We start from the raw sequence: 26,641 nt of genomic DNA on the forward strand, positions 1-26,641 counted from the left end.
GCAAATGTAAAGCATTGTGTAGCAAAATATCGCGATCGCTATCCTTGTAGCAATCTATAGAGTTGGTAAAAATCAGCAATTCTCATTATAAAAAACCCAACTATGCTAGATCTGCCAGATCAATTTTTAACTTTGCAAACACCACGTCTGATTCTTCGTAAATTGGAGATCACTGACGCTGAGGATATTTTTGCCTATGCTCATGATCCACAAGTAAGTACTTACACTTTATGGGAAGCACATCAGTCAATTAATGCGACTTACGAATATTTGAACAACTTTGTTTTTAAAATGTATCGTGATGGAACAGGAATGACTTGGGGAATAGTAGAAAGAGAGAGTGGCAAATTAATTGGAACTTGTGGCTTGCATGTTACGCCTGTTCATCGAAGGGCAGAACTAGGATACACACTGTCAAGGGATTATTGGGGACAAGGCTTGATGCCTGAGGCAGTAAATGTGGCGATCGCCTTTGGCTTTCATGTTATGCATTTGCTAAGAATTCAGGCGTTTTGTGCTGTGGAGAATATTAGCTCAGCAAGAGTTTTAGAAAAATCAGGAATGGAGTTTGAAGGGATTTTGCATAATTATGTTTTCACGAAAGAACGTCCTTGGGATGTAAAGATGTATGCAATTACGCGATCGCATGATTTCTAAAAAAAAGCCCTCGATTAACGAGGGCTTTTTTGATGATTAGTCAAAACCAAGTAGGTCAAAAATTTCGCGGTCTTTTAGAGGTTGAGCGTAAAGTGGCTCCGCATTTTCCAGCATACCTTTGGCAAGCTTCAGATATTCTTGCTGTACTTCTAGAACCTCAGGATCTGGGTCCATTTCAAATACAGTGCATTTCTTCAAGCGACTGCGACGAATGGCATCGACGGTACGGAAATGTGCCAAGGTTTTTAGACCAACGCGATCGTTAAACTTGTCGATTTGATCGGTTCCTTCGCTACGGTTGGCGATGATACCGCCCAAACGCACGCGATAGTTTTTCGCTTTAGATTGGATTGCAGCAACAATGCGGTTCATGGCGAAGATCGAGTCAAAGTCATTAGCAGTAACAATCAAGCAATAATGAGCATGTTGCAATGGCGCAGCAAAACCACCACAGACCACATCGCCCAATACATCAAAAATTACGACATCAGTATCTTCGAGTAAATGGTGTTCCTTTAAAAGTTTAACGGTTTGACCTGTGACATAGCCACCACAACCAGTTCCTGCGGGTGGACCACCAGCTTCGATACACATCACGCCGTTATAGCCTTCAAACATGAAATCTTCTGGCTTAAGTTCTTCAGAATGGAAATCAACGGTTTCAAGAATGTCGATTACCGTGGGAACCATTTTCTTGGTTAAAGTGAAAGTACTATCATGCTTAGGATCGCAGCCGATCTGAAGTACTCGCTTACCAAGATGAGAGAAAGCTGCGGATAGATTGGAAGAAGTGGTCGATTTGCCGATGCCACCTTTACCATAAACGGCGATTACCAAAGCTCCTTCAATTACCATTCCTGGTTCTTGATAAACTTGAACACTGCCTTCGCCGTCTTCACATTTTGTAACTGATGGTGGATGCGCGGTTAAAACTGCCAAAATAGACTCCTATTAAAAATAATTGTTTATTTTAAGATTGTTGCTAAGCGACAACCTTAATTTGTGTTTCTATTGACCAATCTGGGCTTTTGCATCGTAGAGAGTTTCTACGGTGATCGAAGTGATGCCGCGATCGCTAGCAAATTTCTCGGTATTACGTTTGATTTTGCCGCGAACAAAGAAGGGAATCTTCTTCAGCTCAGCTTCACCATCAGCACTCCAAGTAACCCCCTCAATTGCTTGAGCAACAGGTGTGAGAACGGCTTGATTAGAGCTGTTTGTTGAGGAGATCGCATGATCAGTTGCTACAGATTCACGACGAGATTCTTGTGATGGTACGGTATGCAAATGGCTCATATGCCCTTCTGCAAACTCGAAGTCTTCTTTGAACATTCCAATCAAATGCTCTTCTAGCCCCATCATCAAAGGATGTATCCAGCTATCAAAAATCACATTTGCGCCTTCCCAGCCCATTTGTGGTGAATAACGAGCAGGTACATCTTGAACGTGAATTGGTGCAGAAATTACCGCGCAAGGTATACCCAAGCGTTTGGCAATATGTCGTTCCATCTGAGTGCCAAGCACTAGTTCTGGAGCGGCTTCAGCAATTTTGGCTTCCACGGCAAGATAGTCATCACTAATCACGGCTTCAATTCCATGCTTCTTGGCAACTTCGCGTACTTCCCGTGCAAACTCACGGCTATAGGTTCCAATACCAACGAGGGTAAATCCTAATTCTTCAGTTGCCATCCGCGCCGCCGCCAGAACATGAGTCGCATCCCCAAAGATGAAAACTCGCTTACCTGTGAGATATGTGGAGTCAACTGATTTGGAATACCAAGGAAGTCTCGAAGCACCTGCCTCGGCTGACGATGATACTCTCGCTGCATCCCAATTACCAAGAGTATCGGCATGCGATCGCGCTAGAGCTTGACTAACATCGATGTCGGCAACTTTGCCAATTTCAGCAATAAAGTCGCGAGTCGCGCCGACTCCGATAGGAACGGTTTTAATGATTGGTTGCCCAAAACTACGACTGAGCCAAGTGCAAGTTGTCAGCGCAATTTCAGGATAAAGGCAAATATTAAAATCTGCGTTTGGAATCCGTAACAAATCATCGGGTGTTGATCCCATAGGAGCTACGACATTTACATCTACGCCGATCTCCGCCAATAACTTGAGCACTTCGCGAATATCATCACGGCAGCGGAAGCCTAATGCAGTTGGTCCAATTATGTTTGCTTTCGGACGGATATTAGGATCGCGCTTGGGACGTGGTGTGTTTGGAGCTGGAACAACTGGTAATAGGAGTGTCCGAACTAGATGATATAGAGTTTCGCTTGCACCCCAATTTTCTTTCTTAGAATAAGCGGGCAGCTCTAAACTCACAACTGGGATCGGCAGTCCCATACTCTTGGCTAAGCCACCTGGTTGATCTTGAATTAACTCAGCTGTGCAGCTCTCGCCAACAAGCATGACTTGAGGCTTAAATCTGTCATAAGCTTCGCGCACCGAAGTTTTCACCATTTCAGCGGTGTCTCCACCGAGATCGCGAGCCTGAAAGGTGGTGTAAGTAACAGGCGGACGGCGATCGCGACGCTCGATCATCGTAAATAGCAAGTCGGCGTATGTATCGCCCTGCGGTGCATGAAGCACATAATGCACGCCTTCCATGGCGGTGGCAATTCTCATTGCCCCCACATGGGGAGGGCCTTCGTAAGTCCAGAGAGTCAATTCCATAAGTTATATCGTCATGAGTTTAAGTAGCAAGAGCAGATTTAGTAGAGCGCGAAGCGCTCTACTAAATCACACCGTTAATCTTCTGCGTCGTTCAAGCGGACGGGCGAACAATTCAGCAAGGTCGGCAGCTTGGTCATAACCTTGAATCGGTGAAAACACTAATTCGATGGACCATTTAGTAGCCATACCTGCAGCTTCGAGAGGGTTTGCAAGTCCTAACCCACAGACTGTAATATCTGGACGAGCTTCACGACAACGATCTAGCTGCTTATCGACATCTTGACCTTCTGAGATAAGAGTTCCCGCAGGCAACAGAGCAATTTCTTTGTCCATCAACAGGCGATCAATATAGGGCATTCCCACCTCGACAAGTTCCATGCCACATTCTCTTGATAGGAAACGAGCTAAAGGAATTTCTAGCTGTGAGTCGGGGAATAAAAACGCTTTGCGACCAATAAGAGCTTGACGGTAGCGGTCTAAAGCTATTTTGGCTCGTTTAACAGGAGGCTCGATCGCTTCTTCAAATCGGCTAGCATCAACATTCCATGCATCTGCAGCCGTTTTAAGCCATGCTGTCGTCCCTTCGATCCCCAATGGATATGGTGATGGCAACAATGTTGCGCCGCGAGCAACTAGCGATCGCACAGTATCGCTTAAAAACGGCTGGGCAAGCAATAATTTTGTACCTTTACCCACAGGCGGTAAATTTGCGGCACGGCGGGGGGGAAAGAAATAAACGGGGCCAACACCCATTTTGTCAAACAGTCGGCGAAATTGATCTTCTACTACATCCGCCAGACTACCAACCACCATTAGCCCAGCTTCATCGCTGCGAGGTAATACTGGAACCATAGACCCCAGACAGGCATCTTCACCTTGGGTAAATGTTGTTTCAATTCCGCTGCCAGAATAATTGAGAATCCGAACTTTTGGAAAGAAACGCGTACTAAGTCTCTCTGCAGCTTTGGCAAGGTCGAGCTTAATTACTTCAGAGGGACATGATCCCACCAAAAACAACGTGCCAATATCTGGGCGGCGTTCAAGCAACTGATCGACAACGCGATCGAGTTCTTCATTGGCATCTGCCAACCCAGCAAGATCTCGTTCGCCGAGAATTGCTGTGCCAAATCTTGGCTCCGCGAAAATCATTACGCCTGCTGCTGATTGGATTAAATGGGCGCAGGTACGAGAACCGACTACCAGAAAAAAAGCATCCTGCATTTTGCGATGTAGCCAAACGATCCCCGTCAAGCCACAAAACACCTCTCTTTGTCCCCGTTCCTTAAGTACGGGAATATCAGCAGTAATTTTGACAGGTAATTCCGTGCAAGGCTCTAGAGCCATGTTTTGCTCTCCTTTTGGGCTTAACCCTAATTTTTAACAAGCTATGCCCTAATTCTTTAAGGGGCAAAGCTATAACATTCAAAAAGGCGTCTGATTGCTGAGCAATCGATAAGTTAATTCCCTTCACTATATTTAGTAAAGTCAAGAGAGGGGGCAAAAAGTTGCAAAGGTTTACAGGACTATAAGGATCTACAATCCTTATTATGGGAATTCTATGGGGATCGCAAGTAAATATACTTATTACAAGCTTGCTCAGAAATTCTATGGCTTGCTCATCACCACAAAATAACCGTAACTAAATGCTAGATTTTTGGACAAAAACCAGTGGGACTTGGATTAATGTTTTGGCGATCGCCTTCGGAACATTTTTAGGGCTAATCTTGCGTGGACGATTCCTGTCTCAGGTTTTACCAATTCTCAAACAAGCGATCGGACTTATTACCATGTTTGTGAGCCTTAATATGGCTAATAGCCTGCTTAAAGTTAAAGCAGGTGCTCTTGACGGCGTGATCTTGTCACTGATTTCGCTAATTATTGGCGGCATAATCGGAGAGTTAGGACAAATTGAGAAGCGATTAGAATCAGTTGGTGATTGGCTAAAAGCGAAATTTAAGGGCAAAGGTAAATTTACTGAAGGGTTTGTCGCTGCAAGTTTATTATTTTGCATTGGACCGATGGCAATTATCGGCAGTCTCAATAATGGGCTGAGAGGCGATGATAATCTTTTGGCGCTCAAGTCAGCTCTAGATGGGTTTATTTCAATTGTATTTGCTAGTACTTACGGGATCGGTGTTGGTTTCTCGGCTTTACCTGTTGCCCTATACCAAGGCAGTTTGTCACTTTTAGCAGGAAAGTTAGCTCAAAGCTTACCTGATCCAGCTAATGCCCCATCGGTCTTAATTATTACTGGTGTCGGTGGCTTGATGTTATTGGGACTGGGCTTAAATTTATTAGAGCTAGCTAAAGTAAGGGTTGCCTCTTTTTTACCCGCTTTAGCGATCGCGCCTTTAGTGTACTGGTTAGCAGATAGTCTCAAATAATTCAACAAGCGATCGCTTAAGCTGAAACCAAAAAGTAGGCCTGTCGCTTTGCGACAGACCTGCTTTTTGGTTTTTAGATTGCTATAATTAGTACAAGCTCCTCTGTGGCGTGCGTGACTACCGATAATGTGTCTTGATCGATAATTGTTTTCTAGGAGTCTTTGGCAGTCTTCGCCGCAGTATACCAGACATGCATCTGGGAACTTAAGTTAGGCGTTGCGCCTCGTCTCCACCTGGTTTTACCGGGTCAAACAACTGAGGTAAGACGGCGTTGCGGAGGGGTGAAATCCTAAAGTTTTTTAAAAGTGTCTCTGTGCCTTGCATAGAGACACTTTTAAAAAACTTTAGCCAAGTGCTTGCAATTACATAAAACCATGCTATATTAACTAAGCGAAACAACGCGGGGTAGAGCAGCCTGGTAGCTCGTCGGGCTCATAACCCGAAGGTCGATGGTTCAAATCCGTCCCCCGCCATTTAATAATAAAAGATAAGCCGCACATAATGCGGCTTATCTTTTATGAATTGGTAATACTTCTAAAGAGGTATCCTACTACAACACCGATAATCAAAGCCCAAATTTGACCAGATTTTACAAAACTATTCCAACCTTTTCCTAAGTCACCCATTACGTCTCCCTTAAATTGTTGGGCAAGTAAATCCATATTTATATGTGAATGCAGATCGGCAATATTGAAATGTAAATTCATAGGAACATCGATCGCTGAAAGATGAAACGATAAATCAGCGCTAGTCACACTAGTTAACAAATGCTGGGCTTGGGCTAAGTCAAACATAATATTTTAGTCTTGGGTTAATTTACTAGAGCTTTATCTTTTATGTGCAGAACCACTAGGGTCATGTCATCAGTATGAGTATGCCCTTCTCCAATAAAGTTTTGCACTTCTTGGAAGATGTAGTCAAGAATCATCTGTGGGCGAGTCACATCATCAGAAAGGGGAAAACAATTCTGACATGCCCAGTCTAGAGCCTTGCGAAGGTTTTCTTCGTCAAAGCGATCGCCATCAGGACTAGCCGCCTCTGTAAAGCCATCTGTGTAGTAGATAACGACATCTCCTGAATTTAGACGAGTGCTACTTTCTTCATATTTTGAGCCAGCCTCCAAACCAATTAAAGCGCCCATAGTATCGAGGGCATGTACAGATCGGGTCTTGGCTCGCCAATGCAATGCAGGCGTATGAGCGGCATTACTAAAAGAAAGGATTTTGGTTTCGGGATCGTATTCCGAATAAAACATGGTCACAAAGCGATGGGATTTCTCCAGATCCTCATACATCACCTCGTTGAGATGTTCCAAAATTTTACTGGGCGAATGGTTATTTAATACTTCTGCTCGTAACATGCCCCTTGTCATGGTCATGATTAAGCCTGCGGGAACACCTTTACCCATGACATCGCCGACTACAAAGCTCCAGCGATCGCCTTTTTGCATCGGGATGAAATCATAGTAGTCTCCACCAACTCGACTCGCGGTAGAACACTTAGCAGAGATCTCAATGCCTTGAATTTTCGGGCAATTGCGAGGCAAGAGTTGGCGTTGAATTTCTGCGCCAATTTCCATCTCGCGATCTTGACGCTCTTTTTTGATTAATTCGGTTGTGAGTTCATGATTTTCTAAACCCACCGAAGTTTGATCGGCGACTAGGCGCATCAAAGTGCGCTTATTATCTGTCCAAATATAATCGGGTTTGCGACTAAATATATAAAGACGACCGCGCACAGCATTTTTGACTAAAACCGATGTGCCGTACAAATGGACATCTGCGCCAAGATAACGGCTGACCATTTCATCAAGAGCGGTCGGACTACCTGTTAAGACCTGTTGGATGGCGCGTTCGATCGCAGTTCTCACTTGTTGCGCTTTCATGCCGCCTTGGTTGCGCTCAGGACAATGCAGAGACTCTAGCCGCATCTGTCCACTCGCTTTAAACAAAATTAGCGCACCACCATCAGAGTCAGTCACACGACTGGCGATTAGGGGAATTAATTCTAAAAATTGGTTGAGGTTACTAAAGCTGCGGAGAGCGTAACCCAAAAAGCTAAGCAGCTCATGGATTTTGTTTTGATCCTGACTCATCCGTCTGAGCAGGTCTTTGAGATCTTTCATCACCATCACAGACGTATTGTCTATGTCTTGTGGTGGGAGCGATCTATTTCTAGGTGGCAATGATAGAGACATACCAATGCTGCAACGCTAGGTGGTTTGAACGAAAGCTAATTTAGTCAAACAGTTTAGCCTTAGTTGGACAAAAATTAACATGTGATTTCAGTAATTTCCAAAAATAAATGCTCCAAATAAAACCTAAAAATTGGTGAGGTGGGTTATGCCCACCTCACCAATTTTTAGGTTAACTAGTTTTAGTGGCGCCTAGCGCCGCTAAAACTAGTTAACCCAAGTTGCTATCTATCAAAAATCGTCTCAAAACAAGTTGAAAACAGCCTCGCTAAGTGCTAAATAACGCTATTTTTATATAAAAACCTAGCATTTTTTGTTTTAACTTTAGTTTTGGATGAATAGGTAGCAACTTGGGTTAGTTACTTAATAATGCTTCGACAAATTCGTAGCTTGAGAATGGGCGCAAATCTTCGATACCTTCACCAGCACCGATAAATCTAATCGGTAGACCAAGCTGCTGCACTACAGCGATCGCCACACCACCCTTTGCCGTCCCATCTAGTTTCGTGAGAATTACGCCCGTAATCCCTGCGGATTTGGAAAAGATTTCGGCTTGTTTCAGTCCGTTTTGTCCGAGGGTGGAGTCGAGGACTAATAAAGATTCGATTTTTGCCTCGACGGATTTTTTATCGATAATGCGGCGAATTTTGCTGAGTTCATCCATCAGATTTTTCTTGTTTTGCAATCTGCCTGCAGTATCTACTAGTAGTAGTTCAGTGCCTCTGGCTTGAGCTGCCGAGATCGCATCAAACACAACAGCGGCAGGATCAGCATTTTGGGCTGGGTTACAAATTACATCTACGTTAGATCTTTGTCCCCAACTCTTGACTTGCTCAACTGCCGCAGCCCGAAACGTATCGGCTGCTGCGATTAGGGTTTTATAGCCAGACTTCACACTAAGATGGGAAAGTTTACCAATGGTCGTAGTTTTACCAGCACCATTGACTCCTGTAATCAACCAAATATTCAGTTGGTTTTTTTCAGGGATCAGCATGGGAATTGGTTCGCCACCCTTTTGCGCTGATACATCGAGCATCTCACGCAAAATTTGTTTGAGATAGGCGATCGCCTCTTCTGGTGGTAAAACTTCTTTGCGAAGCTTGTCTTGAAGCTTTGAAATAATTTGATCAGTTGCCTTTACCCCAACATCTGCTTGCAAGAGTAATGCTTCAATATCATCAACTGAGTCAGCACTGAGGGGTCCTTGTCCAACAATTGCCTTGAGTTGATTGACCAGAGATAAACGAGTTTTGTCTAAGCCTTGACGTAGACGGTTGAGCCATGTGATTTCTTCGACGGAGATTTCTTCGGGACGACGACCTTGCGAGGCGAGAACTTCGGCTGACCAGATGAAATCATCATCAAATTTGATGGTTGCTTTGCGTCTAGATTGAACTGCGGGTTTAACTTCTGGCTCTGGCTCAATAATTGCTGTAGCTTCAAGGGCGGCAACACGGGCGAGGCGATCGCTTTCTGACTGCATCCAAAAAGGAACTGCCGCAGTTTCAGGTTCAATTTCAGGAGCAGTTTCTACTGGCGTGAATGTTTCGGGTTCTGAAAATATTTCTAAAGGTGACTCAGCGGCGATCGGTTCAACTGATTCAGCAGGTTCGGCTATCGTTTCAACGATTGCAGGTTCAGAAACCTGTGATTCGATGACAATAACTTCAGGTTCGCTAATTTTTAGCTCAACTTCTAACTCTGCTATTTCAGGTTGAGCAATTTCAGGTTCATCAGTCTTAGCTTCTAGCTCAATAATTTCTGGTGTAGCCTCAACAATCTCAGGTTCAGCAATTTCTGCTTCAGATGCTTTTTCCTCAGCAACTTCTGCCTGAAGTTGTACATTGGCGTAGGCTGCCTTAGCCCAATTTAATAAATCTTGAGATGCTCGCGATGCGATCGGGCTAGTATCGTCAACAGATGTAGATTCAGGCGTTTTTTCTTCAGTTTGGGCTGGCTCTACAGGTTGATTAGTTGCATCTTTGTCATCATCAAACTTTCGCCGAAACCAGTTAAACACCATACTAATAACCTCGCGCAATGCCTCAATCTACAACAAATTCAATAGTAGTTTTAGAAAGCGCTAAGCTTTCTCTGAAACTACTATTGAGTCTATTATCAGCTTACTAAGATAGTTTACGGTGTCTGGGTTATTAGCACTGAATCAGATCTAGACGGTTTTCCGAAGTCCATAAAAAAAGAAGCGACGCTTTGCGTCGCTTCTTTTTTTATGGGTTTATTTCTTTTTGATATCTTTTGCCATGTTTAGAAAGATATCCATACTCGAATCTACACGAGTATTGAGTTTCTTTGGCTCAAATGTAGATTGAGGAATTGGCTCAGAAGACTGATTGTTCTTGGGCTCAATTTTAGCATCTTCTACTTTTTCAGTTGCAGTGAAAGCACTGGTAATGTCAGCACCCTTGACCCCATTAACGGTAGGGAAAGTTTTTCTGACAGCTTTGGGTGTCCGCATGTAGTCAATGTCACCAAAGGTTTTTGCCGAGTCTTGATCTAAGAAGTAAGAAGATTCCGTATTGTCAGATTTGTCTTTTTTATCCTTTTTGCCAAATAAGCCGAAAAGAGCCATGTATTTATACCTATTTTTCTAAAATCTGGTCGAACTTATCTTTATATTACGTTGTGTAACATTTTAGCAACATATAGCGCGATCGCAATGATGTTCAACAATAAAAAAGCAGCACATCGTGCTGCTTTTTTTATTAACTTCGCAAAGCGCCTACTTACCTACAACCTGTAGTTAGCATTGTTAATGCGATCACGAACCATGGACTCATCAGGTTTTTTGAGAGTGAACTTGTCAGCATTTGCTTTGATCAGTTCTTTTTGTGATTCATTCAAACCAGCTATGCTCAGCACCTCATCTAGTGATTTGTAAGGTGCATTTTCGATGATGATCCGACCTAATGTGGGATACATACCGCGTACTTGACGGAAAGTGTTGATATTAGCGTTATTTAGGTCGATTTTGCTAAGATCTTGTGTGTAAAAATTGGTGGCAGGTAATTCTTCGGCAAATGCAGCGTTACTGCCAAAAGAACCTAAAAAGCCAGTTGTCAAAATTGACGCGATCGCCACTAATAAAACAGAAAAGCGTATAAGTGCTTTCATGCCTAAAATCTCTCTATTAAAAAAATAATTTATTCACTTTCGAGATTAGCAGAAAAGTGGAAACCCAAAACCTTAGGGCTTGCAAATAGAGTATATGTAAATAATTGTTTCTATTTGTTAATCTCTCTTTACAAATCTTTAAATGGATTTGTAATCAATAAATGATGATGTAATACCTTTCACTGTAATGATCCCAGCCTTAGTTTCGCGATTTATTGCGATCGCATAGGTTTAAGTAACTATAAACAACTACAGAGTCGGTAAGTGAGCATAGGTAAAATGACTGTCTAGAAAATGGGTGGGTAATTACAACGGTTACTTTTTGAATATGTTAAGTCTCGAAAACTTCCCTTGGCTCACGTTTATCATTGCCTTTCCCATAGTTATGTCCCTCGCGATCGCCTTTGTGCCAGACAAAGGTGACGGCAAAACCATTCGCTGGTTTGCACTCGTCGTTGGACTGATTGACTTTGCGGCGATCGCCTATGCCTTCTGCACAAAGTATGACTACAGCAACCCAAACCTCCAGCTCGCTGAGAGCTATGCGTGGGTTCCGCAACTGGGGCTAAATTGGTCAGTGGGTGTTGATGGACTCTCGATGCCTTTGGTCTTGCTGACTGGATTTATCACCACATTAGCAATCTTGGCATCCTGGCCCGTCACCCTGAAGCCGCGCTTATTTTACTTTTTGTTACTATCGATGTACGGCGCACAAATCGCCGTATTCGCTGTACAGGACATGTTGCTATTTTTCCTAACATGGGAATTAGAGCTAATCCCTGTCTACCTCTTGCTGTCGATCTGGGGGGGCTATAAGCGACTATATGCCGCCACAAAGTTTATTCTTTACACAGCGATCGGTTCTCTGTTTATCCTTGTTGCTGGGCTTGCCATGGCTTTCTATGGTGATACTGTCACCTTTGATATGACAGCTCTAGCCAATAAAGACTATCCCCTTACCTTCCAATTGCTAGCCTACGGTGCATTCTTGATTTCCTATGGAGTCAAACTGCCGATCTTCCCATTGCATACATGGCTACCCGATGCTCATGGTGAAGCAACAGCACCAGTTCATATGCTTCTTGCAGGTATTTTGCTAAAAATGGGTGGTTATGCCCTGATGCGGATGAATGCAGGCATGTTGCCTGAGGCTCATGCTTACTTTGCCCCAATCTTGGTGATTCTGGGGATCGTAAATATCATTTACGCGGCGCTTACCTCTTTTGCACAGCGCAGCCTCAAACGCAAAATCGCCTATTCATCAATCTCACATATGGGATTTGTGTTAATCGGTTTAGCCTCGTTCACCGATCTCGGTACTAGCGGCGCAATGTTGCAAATGATCTCCCACGGACTAATTGGCGCGAGCTTATTTTTCCTAGTCGGCGCAACCTACGATCGCACTCATACCTTAATCCTCGATGAGATGGGCGGTGTTGGTCAACAGATGCCAAAAATCTTTGCGATGTTTACCACTTGCTCCCTCGCATCTCTAGCTTTACCAGGGATGAGCGGGTTTGTGGCTGAGGTGATGATTTTTGTTGGTTTTGCCACCAGCGATGCCTATAGCGGCACATTTAAAGTTATTGCACTATTGCTAATGGCGGTAGGTGTAATTTTAACTCCCGTCTATTTGCTATCAATGTTGCGTGAAATTTTCTACGGTAAAGAAAACACAGATCTCACTTCTCATCAGAATTTAGTCGATGCCGAACCACGCGAAGTGTTTATCATCGCTTGTCTTTTGGTTCCGATTATTGGGATTGGCTTCTATCCTAAAATCGTGACGCAAATCTATGATGCGACCACAACGAAACTAGCTGCAACTTTGCGTGAGTCTGTTCCAGTTTTAGCCAATAAACGTGATAACAAGCGTTTAGCAAGCCTACAGGCTCAGGCTGCACCAAGTTTAAGCAAATAAAAAACAAGAAGGCTCGCTTAGCGAGCCTTCTTATTTTTATTTGAGAGGCGGCGCTTTGCGCCGCCTCTCGTCTTTTGGGTTTTGAGTAGCTTTTTATTAAGCATTGCGAAAAACCAAGATAAAATCTTAATTGATAGGACTTACGCAAATAAACCAAGAACTTGAGTTCTTGGCTAAAAGCTCAAGTCCACTTCAGTGGACTACAGAATACTTTTAATTAACCCGTTTTAATGGGTTTGAGCTTTTAGCACGCACTTGAGTGCAGGGCGACTGCGTAAGCCTTAAAGTAGTTGCAGCAATTTATTTAGAAATCCCGATCGCATGATTTTCCCTGAGTATTCTGACTTTATTGAACTTGCTAAGCAGGGCAACTTTGTTCCTGTATATATGGAACTGGTTGCGGATCTTGATACACCTGTGTCGGCTTGGTATCGTGTATGTCAAGGTCAACCCTATAGTTTTTTATTAGAGTCAGTCGAGGGAGGCGAGAGACTTGGGCGTTATAGTTTACTGGGCTGCGATCCACTATGGGTATTAGAAGCTAGAGGCGATCGCACTACGCAGACATTTCGTGATGGCAGTATGAAAGAGTTTGTGGGCAATCCTTTTCAGCATTTAAATAATTGCCTTGCGTCGATTAAACCTGTTCATTTACCTGAGTTACCGCCAAGTTTGGGAGGATTGTTTGGTTATTGGGGCTATGAATTAATTAATTGGATCGAGCCAAAAGTGCCTGTTTATTCTTGCCATGAAAGTGATACTCCTGACGGTGTATGGATGCAGGTAGATAGTTTGCTGGTATTCGATCAGGTCAAGCGCAAGATTTGGGCGATCGCATATGCGGATTTGAGTAACGGTGAGTCTCCTGAAACTGCTTATAAATCGGCTTGCGATCGCTTGAAGGTGTTGGTGGATAAACTGCGATCGCCACTAGATCGCCAAAAAACGGCAATTACTTGGACAAATCCGCGCTTGCAGCCACCTGTAATCTATACGAGCAATGTCACCCGTGAGAAATTTTGCAAAGCTGTAGAACAGGGCAAGGAGCATATTAAGGCTGGAGATGTTTTTCAAGTCGTCCTTTCGCAACGACTAACAACAGAGTTTAAGGGTGAGCCATTTAGTTTGTATCGCTCTTTGCGCGTGGTCAACCCTTCGCCTTATATGGCATTTTTTAACTTTAAGGATTGGCAGCTAATTGGCTCTAGTCCTGAGATCATGGTCAAGGCGGAAGTGATCGATGGAATCTCACGCACAGTTTTACGCCCGATCGCAGGAACAAGACCTAGAGGTGCGACACCTGCGGAAGATGCAGAACTTGCAAAGGATTTGCTAGCTGATCCGAAGGAAGTTGCTGAACATGTGATGCTGGTGGATTTAGGCAGAAACGATCTTGGTCGTGTCTGTAAAAGTGGCACGGTGAAAGTCGATGAGTTAATGTCCATTGAGCTTTATTCCCATGTAATGCACATTGTCAGCAATGTCGTCGGAGAGATTCGTCCAGAAAAGACAGCTTGGGATTTACTTCAGGCATGCTTCCCTGCGGGGACAGTGAGCGGTGCGCCGAAGATTCGTGCGATGGATATTATTCATAACTTGGAAGGCGATCGCAGAGGAACCTATGCTGGAGCATATGGCTACTATGATTTTGAAGGTCAGCTAAATACGGCAATCACAATTCGGACAATGGTGACGAAAGATGGAACGGCAAGCGTTCAGGCTGGCGCTGGTGTGGTTGCCGATTCTGATCCTGAGAAAGAGTATCAAGAAACCTTGAATAAAGCAAAGGGAATGTTGGAGTCATTGCGCTGTCTGGGTTAGTAGGGTGGCAATGCCAATCCTGATGTATGGAGTTTTCTCTCGGACGGTAAAAATTTAATTAAAAGCTGTATGCCTAAAAAGATTCGAGAATTAAAAAGTATGCTACTCAAGGCAGGATTTACCTATCGACCAGCTAAAGGGAGTCATACAGTTTGGATACACCAACTATTACCAGATCTACCAATCACTATTTCAGGTAAAGATGGAGATGATGCCAAAATCTATTTAGAAAAAGAAATTAAACAAAGATTGAAAAAGCTGGAGGAATTACAGTAATGCCACACTACAGCATGATCATTATTTGGTCAGAAGAAGATAACAGTTATCTTGTCCATTTACCAGACTTTCCATTTCAAAAATTCCATACCCATGGAGATACATATGAAGAGGCAGCAAAACATGGACAAGAAGTAATTGATAGCTATCTTGAGCTATATCGCGAGCAGGGGAAATCTTTTCCACAAGCCAAAAACTCACTACAAATTTTGCAAGCAGCTTAAGGCACATAGAACAATAATGATGAAACCTCTATTGATTGTTGGTAGTGATACGGGTGTGGGCAAGACTGTTTTAACGGCAGCTTTGGCAGCCTATTGGTTGACCTATCGCGATCGCACTACACCCCAAAATACACCTAGTACATCTCTAGGTATTTATAAACCTTTGCAATCTGGAGAAGGCGATCGCGAGTTTTATAATCAGACTTTTAATCTTTCACAAACCCTTGCAGAGATTACCCCTTTGTATTTTGAAACGCCGATTGCACCTGCGATTGCGGCTTATAAAGAAGGGAAAACGATTGATCTGGCTTTGATTTGGCAACAGTTCCAAAAACTGCAAAAACAAAAGGAATGTTTGCTAGTCGAATCGATGGGCGGATTGGGCTCACCGATTACGGATGAGTATATCGTTGCGGATTTGGCGCGAGATTGGGGGTTGGAGACAATTTTAGTTGTGCCTGTGCGCTTGGGGGCAATCTCTCAGGCGATCGCGAATGTTGCCTTGGCAAATATGCAAAAAGTGAAACTAAGGGGAATTGTGCTGAGCTGTTCTCAAGTTTATACGACCGAAGAGATTGAGGAACTTGCACCGCCGCAGATGATTTCGCGACTTACTTCTATTCCTGTTTTGGGGATTTTGCCCTATGTCAAGGACTTGAATGATATTTCGCAACTTGCCCTTGCCGCTTCAGAGTTAGACATAGAAAGAATTCTTTAAAACCAAAAGAATATAAATCTCCCGCAGAGCGGGAGATTTATATTCTTTTGGTTTAGGCTTTATACATAGTGAGGCACATTACTAATGATATAAATGAAGCTATGTATGATCGCCTTACTTCTGTAGCTTTTCTTAAGCAAATTTCTGCCGATCACCAAAATCATGATCGCAGTGAAATTGTTGTGCCTTTAGGCGATCGCTCGATTACTTTGGGGCGCGATCCTATTTGTGAAGTGGCGATCGATATCAATATTTATGGCTCAGTGTCGCGTCGTCATGCTGAGATTCGTCCAATCTTTGTGAGACAAAAGTTTGAGGGTTGGGAAATTTGCGATCTTGACAGCGCCAATGGCACGTTTATCAATGATCGCCGTTTATATAATTGCTATGCGCTCAAGCATGGCGATCGCATTCAGTTAACTAAAGATGGCCCCCAATTTGTATTTGAATTAGAGTCTAGCCCTGACACAACCTTAGGAACTAATTACAAGTTGCGTCCGCGATCGCAAATTACGAGCATTACACTGACGAAGCTATTACCAATTTTCTCAAAGGGTAATGATCTTTGGAAAAAAGCCTATCTTCTCCCAGGAATTTTAACGGTGAGTTTTGTGGTGATGATGTTTGCTTTTTTGGGGCAACCGCAATTATTTAATCTGACGATTTCGGTATATATCAGCCTCGCCGCCTATTATTTTGTCTATCAACTTTGCGGAAAAAATAAGCCTTGGTGGGTGATTTTAGGAGCGGCAATATTTACGGCTTTGATTCTTAGAAGCCCGATTTTAAATATTTTCCTCTGGTTCTTTTATAAAGTTTTACCAGGAACTGCACCGACAGGTCAGGTTAGTTTTATCAGCGTTTTGATTGCCATGTTTTTTGGGGCGGGCTTAATGGAGGAGTTGCTCAAGGCTTTGCCAGTATTTGCGCTCTGGTTTATGGGGTTGCGATTGGGAAAGAAATGGAGATCGCGTTTTGGTATTAGTGAGCCATTGGATGGAATTTTGATTGGGGCTGCCTCAGCGGTGGGCTTTACATTGACGGAAACTCTGGGGCTATATGTACCGAGCATTGTCCAAAGTATTACCAGCCAAGCAGGTAGTTCGGAAATTGCCGAACTTACGGGGTTGCAATTATTGATTCCCCGTGTGCTTGGCTCAGTGGCGGGACATATGGCTTATAGCGGTTATTTCGGCTATTTCATCGGCTTGAGCATCATGAAACCTTCTCTCCGTTGGCAAATCCTCACAATTGGATATCTCAGCTCTGCTTTTCTTCATGCCCTTTGGAATACAAGTGCATTAGTAAGTTTTTGGCTTTTGGCAATAGTGGGCGGTCTTTCCTATGCATTTCTAGTAGCAGCCATTCTCAAAGCCCATAGTTTTTCTTCAAAGGTATAGTCTATAGACGATATTGTCGATACACATCACTGGCAACGCGATGTAATAGGGAATGTCGATAAACTAGCGATCGCATATCTTCGCAATAACCACCACCAATCACGCAACCAACAGGAAAACCTTGAGAAACACAAGTACTCAAAACCTGCATATCGCGACGAAATATACCCGCATCGGTGAGAGCGAGTTTGCCAAGGCGATCGCCTATATGCGGATCTACTCCTGCATCGTAAAGCACTAAGTCGGGCTGAAATTCAGTTAATAAATCTGGCAAATAAGCAGCAAGAGTGCGTAAATATTCATCATCTTCCATTCCTTCGCGCAGAGGCACATCGCGATCGCTAATTTGTTTAATCGATGGAAAATTAATCTGGCAGTGCATGGAGAAGGTAAATACATTTGGCTCGTCCTGAAAAATGAGAGCTGTGCCATCGCCTTGATGCACATCCAGATCAACGATCAGGATTTTTTTGACCTTCCCTTCTTTTAAAAGAACTCGCGAGGCGATCGCTAAATCATTAAATATACAAAATCCTGAACCATAGCTAGGGAAAGCGTGATGAGTTCCTCCTGCGGTATTGCAAGCTAAGCCATGAGCTAAGGCTAGCCGCGCTGTTAATAATGTGCCGCCCACTGCAATTCTGGTGCGATAGGCAAGCTCTGGACTCCAAGGCAATCCAATGCGTCGCTGAGCTTTATGATCGAGATTTCCTGTCCAATAAGCGTCCACATATTCGCGATCGTGAACTAAGGCGATCTCATCTAAATCTGGTAACTCTGGGGTGAAAAACTGCTCTGGTCTCGCTACCCCATCGACTATCAGCATCTCATAGAGCAAGCGAAATTTTTCCATCGGGAATCGATTGGTATTAGCGATCGGTGCGACGTAATTGGGATGATAGATCAGTGGTAAATCCATAGTTTTTACCAAAAAAGAACCGTGCATTGCACGGTTCTTTTTTCTAAATTTTCGCTAACTGCTTACTCTTAATCACTTCTGCTGCACACATCTTGCCCGAAAGTGTTGCGCCTTCCATACTATCGATATAGTCCTGCATGGTGTAGCTGCCTGCAAGGAAGAAATTCTTTACAGGTGTAGCCTGATCGGGACGGAAGGGATCTTGTCCTGGAGCTTCGCGGTAGAGTGACTGCGCCAGTTTGACCACACTTGACCAAGTGACGTTCAGCTTATTTGAGGAAGGGAAAATCTCATGGACTTGAGCAATCATCTTTTCGACGATCGCTTCATTGCTGAGCTTAATGTAATCATCCGCAGGGGTAATTACAACTTGCAATAACGAGCCTTCTCCTTCTTTGTAATAGTCGGTCGGGCTAGTAATCGCCAGATCAGCAAAGGTGGAGAAATCTACTTTAATGGCATAAAGCAAATTATCAATATCTGTTACCCAACCATCATAGCGAAGTTGTACCGTAATTACAGGCACCGCATCTAGCTTATAGATATTGTCAAACTGCGACCACACTCGCCATTTTTCAGGGATGATTCTCTTTACTCCAGGTACGTCAGTGGCACAGATATATACATCTGCTGTCACAATTTCTTCGCCATCTTCCTTGCCAATGATTAAACCTGTAACGCGAGTATCTGCACCTTCGCCTTCAAAGAGAACTTCTCGGACACCACGACGCAAATGGATTTTGCCGCCTTTGGATTCAATATGTTTGACGATGGGCTTATGCAAAAAATCATTTGGTGAACCTTCGAGCATTCTCAAAATAGAAGCTTCAGTTCTCGATGCAAAAAATTGGAAGATCGTGAGCATACATCTAGCGGAAATATTTTCGCAGTCGATGAAGCCTAAACCATAGGCGATCGCATCCCACATCAGGTCAAGGCTCGCTTGAGATCCGCCCATACCCAAAAACCAATCTTTAAAGCTGATGTTGTCGAGGGCGCGGATTTCTTTCATTGCGCCAACATGATCAACTAAGCCGCGAATTAATGGACTCCGCCCGATTGCGATCGCGTTTTGGATTTTGTCCTTCAGTGGTAATTGTCCTGTGGTCACAAACGCCTTCAGTCCATGAAAGGGTGCGCCGCCAAAGTTGCGAAAATCGAGGGCTGCTTGTTTCCCTCCTGGATTAACGAAAATATGGGTATGTTCCTTGAGGCGGAGATGCTCGAATGCGCCTGTTTTTTTCATGAGGGCAAACAGGTTGTAATAGCAGCCAAAAAATACGTGCAAGCCCATCTCGATATGGTTGCCATCTTTGTCTAACCAACTGCTGACTTTGCCGCCAACAAAGGGACGGGATTCAAAAAGTTCTACTTCATAGCCCTGCTCGCTGAGTTCGACCGCTGCGCTCATACCCGCCAAGCCTGCACCAATAATCGCTGCTTTCATGTCTTGTTTGCTGGATCTTTACTGTCATTATGTTTGCTTAATATATTGTAATCTTGTTTGGATCGAGATCGCTTCACTCAAGCCCATAAATTGATTCAACAATGCGATTCATGGCAGCAATCATTTCTTCTAATTGCTGTATCCTCGATTCCACAATCAAGTTTAGTAACTTGACGACTTCAAAAGGTATAGTCTTGGATTCCTCCTCGCCCAAAAGAACTCTTAATCTCTGCTTGATTTCTATGGCTTCCGCAGGCTTCTCAAAAAATTGTCTTATTAGTGAGTTGGGAGAATCTGTAAATTCGATTTCTAAAGCTTCAATTTCTGACTTTGTAAGAGAGGTTGCTCGATCAAGACTATTTCTAACAAAATCACTATACATTATTATAAGACTTTGGCTAAAGTCTAGATATTCGCAATCTAAACTGATTAGAGATCTAGCTCGTTCAAGAATTAGCACAGTATCTTTAAAAGAAAAATCCTGAAATGCCTTGGTTCGCATCAGAGCTAAAATGCGGTTCTCATTTTTCCAGATATCTCGATCATAGATTAATATATCTTTTTCACCCAGCAGCATCTCTACAAGTAAGTCAAAAGAAAGTTTAGGGGTGAGTTGAATGACAAACTGTTGGCTGAAAATCCTCCAGAGATTCTGCCACATATTCTTAGATATTTGTTCAGTGACAGCCTGAGGAATGATGGGATAGTCGCGATCAAAAGAATTTCTTTCACTTTCTGAAATTTGCCAGAATGAGGCTTTCATTGAGGGATAAATAATTGATGACAAATTAACTTGAGCCAATTCTTGTAATACCAAAGGAACTTGTATCCACGCACCTTGATTAGAGAATGGTGCAAAGATCTGAAGCCCTTTATCTCTAGGATCTGTAACTATGCCTCCATCGCTTGCCATGAGAAAGCGACTGCCATACTCAGCATGATAGTTCCAAATCCCAAATCTCTCGCGATATTCTTTGGTTGTTTGCCAAGTGTAATGAAATTTTTTGCTCTCGTTCGTGATGTCTATTACCGCTGTTTCTCCAGTGCGAGTCCGAATAATATTTTTGCCTGCATTTGGATCTAAATACAGATAGAAAGGCACTCTGGGCAATAAAGGCAGGTGCTTGTACCAACTATGAGCTTCAGTAATGTAACTTGCAAATAATGCTGTTTGCTCAATTGTAGGGCGTGGTAATTGACGTACCAGATCGAGATATTCGCGATCGCCTTCTGTAAAATCACTCATAATTACCCTTATGCAATACAACGATGATACTTATAGATTTTAAACATTATAGGACTTTAACTTTTAGCCAAGAACTCAAGTTCTTGGCTAAAAGCTAAAGTCCACTGAAGTGGGCTAAAGAATAATCCTCCGTAACCCGTTTCAACTGGTTTGAGCTTTCAGCCCGCACTTGAGTGCACGGCTACATAACTCCTAACTAGATTTAAGCCTGTCTATAAATTCTTGATACTTGGCAATCTTCCCTTCTTTCCCTGACCATGAATTTACCTTCTCAAAATCAATAGGATGCCGCTTCGCAACCATCACAGCCTGATCTAGATTTTGGCGATCATTCCAATGATAAAAACCAGCCAGTCGATCCATCACACATAGAGTAGGCGTAAGAATATGAAGTTCCAGTTCTCCTACCTTCTTCACAGTACATTCTCGATAGTCAACGTATTGTGCACCAATCATCAAAGGTGATGGTGGGAACTCTACCAGATAATAGCTGCTTGGATGTTCAAAGTGTCTACCGTGCTTGACAAACCCCAATTTAGACATAGTTTCTACCAATCGCTTAGAATCAGCAGGAGAAATAAAATCCAGATCGTCTGATTGATACTCATTTTCTGAGTAGATTGTTACAACACCACCACCCGACAACACCGCAGTTATACCTGCTTGGGTGAGTGCATCAGAGACAATTGCCGCAATTTCAGCTAGGGTTAAGTCTACGTGGATTAACAAGAGGTTTATCTGCTCTGCGAGGGCGACGACGTTGGCGGTAATAAGCTTTTATTTCCTCCTCAGGGGTTAACTTGAGGCGCTGAGCTAACAGTAATTTCACCTGTTCCACAAAAGGCGATCGCGGATTCCAAGTATAGAGACGGGTTTTGCCTACCGAACGACTCACGAGCAATCCTGAATCCTCAAACTTTTGGAGTTGTTTTTGCACAGTACTCAAAGCGATCCCATAGGTATCAGCGATCGCCTTCCCATACCCTTCATCATAATTTGCGAGATATAGCAAAACCTGTTCAGGCGCTTTCCCACCAAAAAGTTCTTTTAGCATAGTTTTTAGTGTACACACACTTATACCTACTATAGCAGTTACTTAACCTATATAATAGGTATATATAAAGCCGATCGCAATATGCCAGATTTTCCCCAAGCCAAAAAACAACTTAGACGCGTATTGCTTACCCAACGCCGCCAAATCCCTGATCAAATTTGGCAACAAAAAAGTCAAGTGCTATGCGATCGCATAGCAAATTGGCAAATTTTCCAAGAGGCAAAAAATATTTTAGCTTTTAGCAGTTTTCGCCAAGAGCCACACTTAAATTCGCTTTGGCAAAAATTTCCTGACAAAACTTGGGGATTTTCGCGCTGTGTTGACAAAGATCTAATTTGGCATCAAGTCGCGATCGCAGATTTTGAGCGCAATATGCGATCAGGTGCTTTTGGCATTCTGGAGCCGTGCCATGACTTGCCACTTATGAATTTAGAAAATATTGATCTAATTTTGATACCTGCTGTAGCTTGCGATCGCCGAGGTTATCGATTGGGCTATGGCGGTGGCTTTTACGATCGCTGGTTGCCTAACTCGACAGGATTTAAAGCAGGAATAATTTTTGATGACTTTTATATAGATGCGATTCCCAGTGATATTTGGGATGTGCCATTAGATGCAATCATTACTGAAAAACAAAGGTGACGCTTTGCGCCACCCTTGTTTTTTAGCCCCGTAGCGCTTCGCGCAACCAGCAATGTACGGTAAGCCGATCTAGTCCCATACTCATTTCGCAGTATATTAGCACTCAGTGAGACAGAGTGCTAAAGCACGCAATATGTGACCAAAGTGAGATCAAAATCCACCTTGAGTCATCACTTGCAAAGTCCACTCTGATTAGATTTTAAGGAGGTATGGCATAGTGGCATCGTTAACCCTAAATACTGGTACATTGCAACCCCTAGGCGATCGCCTATTGGTCAAAGTAGCAACTAAAGAAGAAAAGACCGTAGGCGGTATTTTCTTGCCAGATACAGCACAAGAAAAGCCTCAAATTGGTGAAGTAACTGCCGTTGGACCTGGCGCACGCAACGATAAAGGTGGTCGTGTGGCGTTAGAAGTCAAAGCAGGCGACAAAGTTCTTTATTCCAAGTACGCAGGCACTGAAGTCAAAATTGAAAGCGTTGAGTATTTGCTCCTTGCAGAAAGAGATATTCTTGCGATCGTTGAATAAGGCTATAAGCCTAATTACGAATTACAAATTACGAATTACCAATTACCAAATCAACTAAAATGGCAAAAATTGTAGTATTTGATGAAGAATCTCGCCGCGCCCTTGAGCGTGGTGTGAATGCACTTGCTGATGCTGTTCGTGTCACCCTCGGACCTAAAGGTCGTAACGTAGTTCTCGAAAAGAAATATGGCGCTCCTCAAATCATCAATGACGGTGTGAGCATCGCTAAGGAAATCGAATTAGAAGATCCTCTAGAAAATGCAGGCGCTCAACTAATTCGTGAAGTTGCTTCCAGAACCAATGACGTAGCAGGCGACGGAACTACCAGCGCTACTGTTTTGGCTCAAGAAATGATTCGCGAAGGCTTGAAGAACGTTGCCGCAGGTGCAAACCCAGTCGGTGTTCGTCGTGGGATCGAAAAGGCAGTTGCTCACCTCGTTGATGTGATTGCGAAGAAAGCAAAAGCAGTTGACTCCAATGCTGAAATCGCTCAAATTGCTACCATCTCATCTGGAAATGATGCTGAAATTGGCGAAATGATTGCTCATGCCATGGATAAAGTTGGCAAAGATGGCGTAATCACTGTCGAAGAATCGAAGTCTCTCACAACTGAATTGGAAGTTGTCGAAGGTATGCAACTTGATCGCGGTTATATCTCTCCTTACTTCGTCACTGACAACGAACGTCAGTTGGTGGACTTTGAGAATGCCAGAATCTTGATTACTGACAAGAAAATCAACGTAATCCAAGACCTCGTTCCTATTCTTGAGAAAGCAGCTCGTTCTGGCTCTCCTTTGGTAATCATCTCCGAAGATGTTGAAGGCGAAGCTTTGGCAACTCTAGTTGTGAACAAGCTGAGAGGTTCTCTGAATATCGCGGCAATCAAAGCTCCTGGTTTTGGCGATCGCCGTAAAGCGATGTTGCAAGATATCGCTGTTCTCACCGATGGTCAAGTCATCTCTGAAGACACTGGTTTGGAACTTAGCGCTGCAACCCTCGAAATGCTCGGTACTGCTCGTAAGATCACCATTTCTAAGGACAAAACCACGATTGTGTCTGACATTGCGAATAAGTCCAATATTGACAAGCGTGTTGCTCAAATCCGTAAGGAATTAGACCTCAGCGACTCAGACTACGACAAGGAAAAGCTACAAGAGCGTATTGCTAAGCTTTCTGGTGGCGTAGCCGTAATCAAAGTCGGTGCTGCTACTGAAACCGAACTTAAGGATCGCAAACTTCGCATCGAAGATGCTCTTAACTCCACCCGCGCTGCGGTTGAAGAAGGCATCGTTCCTGGTGGTGGCGCAACCCTTGCTCACCTTGCAGTTGAGCTTCTAGAGTTCAAGGCAACCTTGAAGAACGAAGAAGCGATCGGTGCTGAAATCGTATCTCGTTCTCTGTCGGCTCCTCTTCGTCAAATCAGCGATAACGCTGGGCTTGAAGGTACTGTTGTCGTTGAAAAAGTCAAGGGCATGAGCTTCAATCATGGCTTTGATGCACTCAAAGGCGAATATGTTGACTTGATTGCGGCTGGAATCATCGATCCTGCTAAGGTTGTTCGTTCGGCACTGCAAAACGCTGCTTCTGTTGCTGGCATGGTCTTGACCACTGAAGCTCTAGTCGTCGAGAAGCCTGAGAAGAATGCTGGCGCTGGTGCTGGTGCTGCTGGTATGGGCGGCATGGGTGGTATGGGCGGTATGGGCGGTATGGGCGGCATGATGTAATCATCGTCCAAATTCACTCATTTCCAGAACCAAGAGATTTTTAAAAGTGTTGCTTCGCAACACTTTTAAAAATCTCTTGGTTTGTGTAAAAAGGCAGGGCTACGCTTCGCGTAGCCCTGCCTTTTTGAGTTAAAATCAGGTGAAGTTATTGCTAAAAATTTGCTATGACTATTGCAAGCGATCGCCTAAATTTTGCTGAGTACCTCAAGTACATTGATGGTACTGACCAGCGCTGTGAGTTGGTAAATGGAGAATTAATTCCGATGAGTTTGGGAACTGGGCAACATGGTGCGGTGATCAAGTTTTTGGAAAGAAATCTCGAAGTTGATATTGCTCAGCAAAATCAAGATTGGGTAGTTTTACCTGCATTAGTTGGTGTGCGTAGTCCCAAGGGTGGTAGATGGGATACCTGTCGGATTCCAGATTTGGTAGTTATGCCGAGAGAGCAATGGCGATCGCTACAAACTTGCGAAGCAGTTATCGAAATCGATCAATCAGCACCATTGCTAGTCATAGAAGTTGTGAGCGAATCAACTAAAGGTCCTGACTATCGCGCTAAGCGTGCCGAATATAGCGTATTAGGGATTTTGGAATATTGGGTTGTCGATCCATTAGTGAACAAAATTACTATTTTTAGTCTTGATGATGGCTGGTATGAGCCTTGTGAGTTTACTGGTGATGCGATCTCGCAATCGCAAACTTTCCCAAATTTGAAATTGACGGCAAATCAAGTTTTTGGCAACCTGCTAAAATGATTCGCAACTTTCTAAATAACTTTTAAAATAATCCCATTAAATAATCCCATTTATGACCCAAGAGCCAATCTTACTTCCTGATAATTTAGAAGATGCTACCGAACAAGCGATCGCAGCTACACATCAGGCGATTGCTGATGGAGCAAACCGTGTAATCGCCGATCTACGGTTTCCTGAACTCAAAGCAATGCCTATCGCCTATGAGTTTGCGGCTAGTTTTAATCAACGCTATGGCAAAGCTTGGCAAGCCATCTTCTCAGATGCAGGGGCGGCGGCTCTTGCCAAGCGCGAATGGGCGGATCTTGATGTATCTGTGCGCGGTGTCAATGAAGGGCGGAGAGCTATTCGTGAAGAAGATCAAGCATTTCTGATCGTCGAGCCAACTTCAGTCGAAGTTGAACTAGTAGAAAAGTTAGCGCAACTAGCAGGCGATCGCCCTTTTGTAATGCTCAATCCTCGTCTAGAAAATAGTGAAGTGGGTTTAGGGCTTGCTGCAAGACAAATGCGCGATCGATTTTTAAGTACCTTCGAGACAGCCTATTACATCAAGCCTCTAGAGCTTGGCGCATTATGGCGCTGTTATCCACAAACATGGCAAGTATGGCAACAAACCGAAGAAGGAATGCAGTCAATGGCTGAAGTTGCCCAACGTCCATCCAGTGACGACATTGATCGTCTGTTTCAGCAAAAGACTGGCAAGCAGTCGGGTTCATTCTTAGGGCGTTTGCAACAATTCCTGAGTGCTCTAGCGCGATAAAATACTGTCTTAAGCAGTAGCCCTGCACTCAATTGCAGACTAAAAGCTCAAACCCGTTGAAACGGGTTAATTGAAAGTATTTGTAGTCCACTTCAGTGGACTTGAGCTTTTATAGCAATGTAAGTTTTGCTTAGGACATAAAACCCAAAAGATGAGTGGCGG

The 26,641-nt window shown here is 43.6% G+C and carries 26 protein-coding genes, 1 tRNA gene and 1 other RNA gene; 15 read left to right on the forward strand and 13 right to left on the reverse strand.

All coding sequences use genetic code 11. From position 1 onward, the window contains the following. The first annotated feature begins 102 nt into the window (after window positions 1–102). Window positions 103–657, forward strand: coding sequence for a GNAT family N-acetyltransferase (locus tag APA_RS16745; RefSeq protein WP_236579617.1), 555 nt, complete (start codon window positions 103–105; stop codon window positions 655–657). Window positions 658–693: 36 nt separating this feature from the next. On the opposite strand, the gene bchL is transcribed toward APA_RS16745, so the two are convergent. The 3 genes from bchL to APA_RS16760 form a co-directional block, all read right to left on the reverse strand. After that, window positions 694–1,596 (reverse strand): ferredoxin:protochlorophyllide reductase (ATP-dependent) iron-sulfur ATP-binding protein, encoded by a 903-nt coding sequence (gene bchL / locus APA_RS16750; RefSeq protein WP_142656663.1) that lies wholly within the window; start codon window positions 1,594–1,596, stop codon window positions 694–696. A gap of 69 nt (window positions 1,597–1,665) precedes the next feature. Next, window positions 1,666–3,336: a ferredoxin:protochlorophyllide reductase (ATP-dependent) subunit B gene (bchB, locus tag APA_RS16755; RefSeq protein ID WP_201323392.1), complete on the reverse strand. Its 1,671-nt coding sequence runs from the start codon at window positions 3,334–3,336 to the stop codon at window positions 1,666–1,668. A 66-nt stretch (window positions 3,337–3,402) separates the two neighbouring features. Beyond that, the gene (locus APA_RS16760; RefSeq protein ID WP_201323393.1) at window positions 3,403–4,680 is read right to left on the reverse strand and encodes a ferredoxin:protochlorophyllide reductase (ATP-dependent) subunit N; all 1,278 of its coding nucleotides are present in this window, start codon (window positions 4,678–4,680) and stop codon (window positions 3,403–3,405) included. Window positions 4,681–4,979: 299 nt separating this feature from the next. On the opposite strand from APA_RS16760, the gene APA_RS16765 reads away from it, so the two are divergent. From APA_RS16765 to APA_RS16775, 3 genes are all read left to right on the forward strand, one after another. Then, a complete protein-coding gene (locus APA_RS16765; protein WP_201323394.1) occupies window positions 4,980–5,720 on the forward strand; it encodes a DUF554 domain-containing protein in 741 nt (246 codons plus the stop codon). 96 nt (window positions 5,721–5,816) lie between these two features. Next, window positions 5,817–6,004: non-coding RNA, 6S RNA (ssrS, locus tag APA_RS16770), on the forward strand. A 115-nt stretch (window positions 6,005–6,119) separates the two neighbouring features. Continuing rightward, window positions 6,120–6,193: transfer RNA gene (locus APA_RS16775), tRNA-Met, on the forward strand. Window positions 6,194–6,235: 42 nt separating this feature from the next. Here the strand turns inward: APA_RS16775 and APA_RS16780 are convergent. From APA_RS16780 to psbU, 5 genes are all read right to left on the reverse strand, one after another. Further along, window positions 6,236–6,514 (reverse strand): hypothetical protein, encoded by a 279-nt coding sequence (locus APA_RS16780; RefSeq protein WP_236579618.1) that lies wholly within the window; start codon window positions 6,512–6,514, stop codon window positions 6,236–6,238. A 17-nt stretch (window positions 6,515–6,531) separates the two neighbouring features. Next, window positions 6,532–7,917: a PP2C family protein-serine/threonine phosphatase gene (locus APA_RS16785; RefSeq protein ID WP_201323395.1), complete on the reverse strand. Its 1,386-nt coding sequence runs from the start codon at window positions 7,915–7,917 to the stop codon at window positions 6,532–6,534. 352 nt (window positions 7,918–8,269) lie between these two features. Then, the gene (gene ftsY / locus APA_RS16790; protein WP_201323396.1) at window positions 8,270–9,937 is read right to left on the reverse strand and encodes a signal recognition particle-docking protein FtsY; all 1,668 of its coding nucleotides are present in this window, start codon (window positions 9,935–9,937) and stop codon (window positions 8,270–8,272) included. Window positions 9,938–10,150: 213 nt separating this feature from the next. Next, window positions 10,151–10,504 (reverse strand): hypothetical protein, encoded by a 354-nt coding sequence (locus APA_RS16795; protein WP_201323397.1) that lies wholly within the window; start codon window positions 10,502–10,504, stop codon window positions 10,151–10,153. A 158-nt stretch (window positions 10,505–10,662) separates the two neighbouring features. Further along, complete coding sequence (gene psbU, locus APA_RS16800; RefSeq protein ID WP_201323398.1) at window positions 10,663–11,046, reverse strand: photosystem II complex extrinsic protein PsbU; 384 nt, start codon at window positions 11,044–11,046, stop codon at window positions 10,663–10,665. Between the two features lie 328 nt (window positions 11,047–11,374). Between psbU and APA_RS16805 the strand changes: the two genes are divergently transcribed. The 6 genes from APA_RS16805 to APA_RS16830 all read left to right on the forward strand — a co-directional run bounded on the left by APA_RS16805 (window position 11,375) and on the right by APA_RS16830 (window position 17,406). Further along, a complete protein-coding gene (locus tag APA_RS16805) occupies window positions 11,375–12,967 on the forward strand; it encodes an NAD(P)H-quinone oxidoreductase subunit 4 (RefSeq protein WP_201323399.1) in 1,593 nt (530 codons plus the stop codon). Between the two features lie 321 nt (window positions 12,968–13,288). After that, window positions 13,289–14,788, forward strand: coding sequence for an anthranilate synthase component I (gene trpE, locus APA_RS16810; RefSeq protein ID WP_201323400.1), 1,500 nt, complete (start codon window positions 13,289–13,291; stop codon window positions 14,786–14,788). 69 nt (window positions 14,789–14,857) lie between these two features. Continuing rightward, window positions 14,858–15,064: a type II toxin-antitoxin system HicA family toxin gene (locus APA_RS16815; RefSeq protein WP_201323401.1), complete on the forward strand. Its 207-nt coding sequence runs from the start codon at window positions 14,858–14,860 to the stop codon at window positions 15,062–15,064. After that, window positions 15,064–15,288, forward strand: a complete 225-nt coding sequence (locus tag APA_RS16820) for a type II toxin-antitoxin system HicB family antitoxin (RefSeq protein WP_201323402.1) — start codon at window positions 15,064–15,066, stop codon at window positions 15,286–15,288. The genes APA_RS16815 and APA_RS16820 overlap by 1 nt, the downstream gene beginning before the upstream one ends. Before the next feature lie 19 nt (window positions 15,289–15,307). Continuing rightward, a complete protein-coding gene (bioD, locus tag APA_RS16825; RefSeq protein ID WP_201323421.1) occupies window positions 15,308–16,006 on the forward strand; it encodes a dethiobiotin synthase in 699 nt (232 codons plus the stop codon). A gap of 101 nt (window positions 16,007–16,107) precedes the next feature. Beyond that, entirely contained in the window at window positions 16,108–17,406 is a 1,299-nt protein-coding gene (locus APA_RS16830; protein ID WP_201323403.1) for a PrsW family glutamic-type intramembrane protease, read from the forward strand. Between the two features lies 1 nt (window position 17,407). Here APA_RS16830 and APA_RS16835 read toward each other — a convergent pair whose 3' ends face one another. The 5 genes from APA_RS16835 to APA_RS16855 form a co-directional block, all read right to left on the reverse strand. Next, complete coding sequence (locus tag APA_RS16835) at window positions 17,408–18,325, reverse strand: histone deacetylase (protein WP_201323404.1); 918 nt, start codon at window positions 18,323–18,325, stop codon at window positions 17,408–17,410. A gap of 43 nt (window positions 18,326–18,368) precedes the next feature. Beyond that, window positions 18,369–19,772, reverse strand: coding sequence for a 9,9'-di-cis-zeta-carotene desaturase (zds, locus tag APA_RS16840; RefSeq protein WP_201323405.1), 1,404 nt, complete (start codon window positions 19,770–19,772; stop codon window positions 18,369–18,371). 73 nt (window positions 19,773–19,845) lie between these two features. Continuing rightward, entirely contained in the window at window positions 19,846–21,018 is a 1,173-nt protein-coding gene (locus tag APA_RS16845; protein WP_201323406.1) for a hypothetical protein, read from the reverse strand. 192 nt (window positions 21,019–21,210) lie between these two features. Further along, entirely contained in the window at window positions 21,211–21,747 is a 537-nt protein-coding gene (locus tag APA_RS16850; RefSeq protein WP_201323407.1) for a hypothetical protein, read from the reverse strand. Next, entirely contained in the window at window positions 21,716–22,072 is a 357-nt protein-coding gene (locus APA_RS16855; protein WP_201323408.1) for a winged helix-turn-helix domain-containing protein, read from the reverse strand. Before APA_RS16855 ends, APA_RS16850 begins: the two co-directional genes overlap by 32 nt. 81 nt (window positions 22,073–22,153) lie before the next feature. On the opposite strand from APA_RS16855, the gene APA_RS16860 reads away from it, so the two are divergent. The 5 genes from APA_RS16860 to APA_RS16880 all read left to right on the forward strand — a co-directional run bounded on the left by APA_RS16860 (window position 22,154) and on the right by APA_RS16880 (window position 26,479). Continuing rightward, window positions 22,154–22,714: a 5-formyltetrahydrofolate cyclo-ligase gene (locus APA_RS16860; RefSeq protein ID WP_201323409.1), complete on the forward strand. Its 561-nt coding sequence runs from the start codon at window positions 22,154–22,156 to the stop codon at window positions 22,712–22,714. Between the two features lie 217 nt (window positions 22,715–22,931). After that, window positions 22,932–23,243, forward strand: coding sequence for a co-chaperone GroES (gene groES / locus APA_RS16865; protein ID WP_201323410.1), 312 nt, complete (start codon window positions 22,932–22,934; stop codon window positions 23,241–23,243). Window positions 23,244–23,302: 59 nt separating this feature from the next. Further along, window positions 23,303–24,967 carry a chaperonin GroEL gene (gene groL / locus APA_RS16870; protein ID WP_201323411.1) on the forward strand — a complete coding sequence of 555 codons (1,665 nt, stop codon included), beginning with the start codon at window positions 23,303–23,305 and terminating at the stop codon, window positions 24,965–24,967. Between the two features lie 164 nt (window positions 24,968–25,131). Then, window positions 25,132–25,722, forward strand: coding sequence for a Uma2 family endonuclease (locus APA_RS16875; RefSeq protein WP_201323412.1), 591 nt, complete (start codon window positions 25,132–25,134; stop codon window positions 25,720–25,722). 52 nt (window positions 25,723–25,774) lie between these two features. Next, entirely contained in the window at window positions 25,775–26,479 is a 705-nt protein-coding gene (locus tag APA_RS16880; protein WP_201323413.1) for a DUF1995 family protein, read from the forward strand. The last annotated feature ends 162 nt before the right edge of the window (window positions 26,480–26,641 follow it).

The organism is Pseudanabaena sp. lw0831 (assembly GCF_016584665.1).
Taxonomy (GTDB): domain Bacteria; phylum Cyanobacteriota; class Cyanobacteriia; order Pseudanabaenales; family Pseudanabaenaceae; genus Pseudanabaena.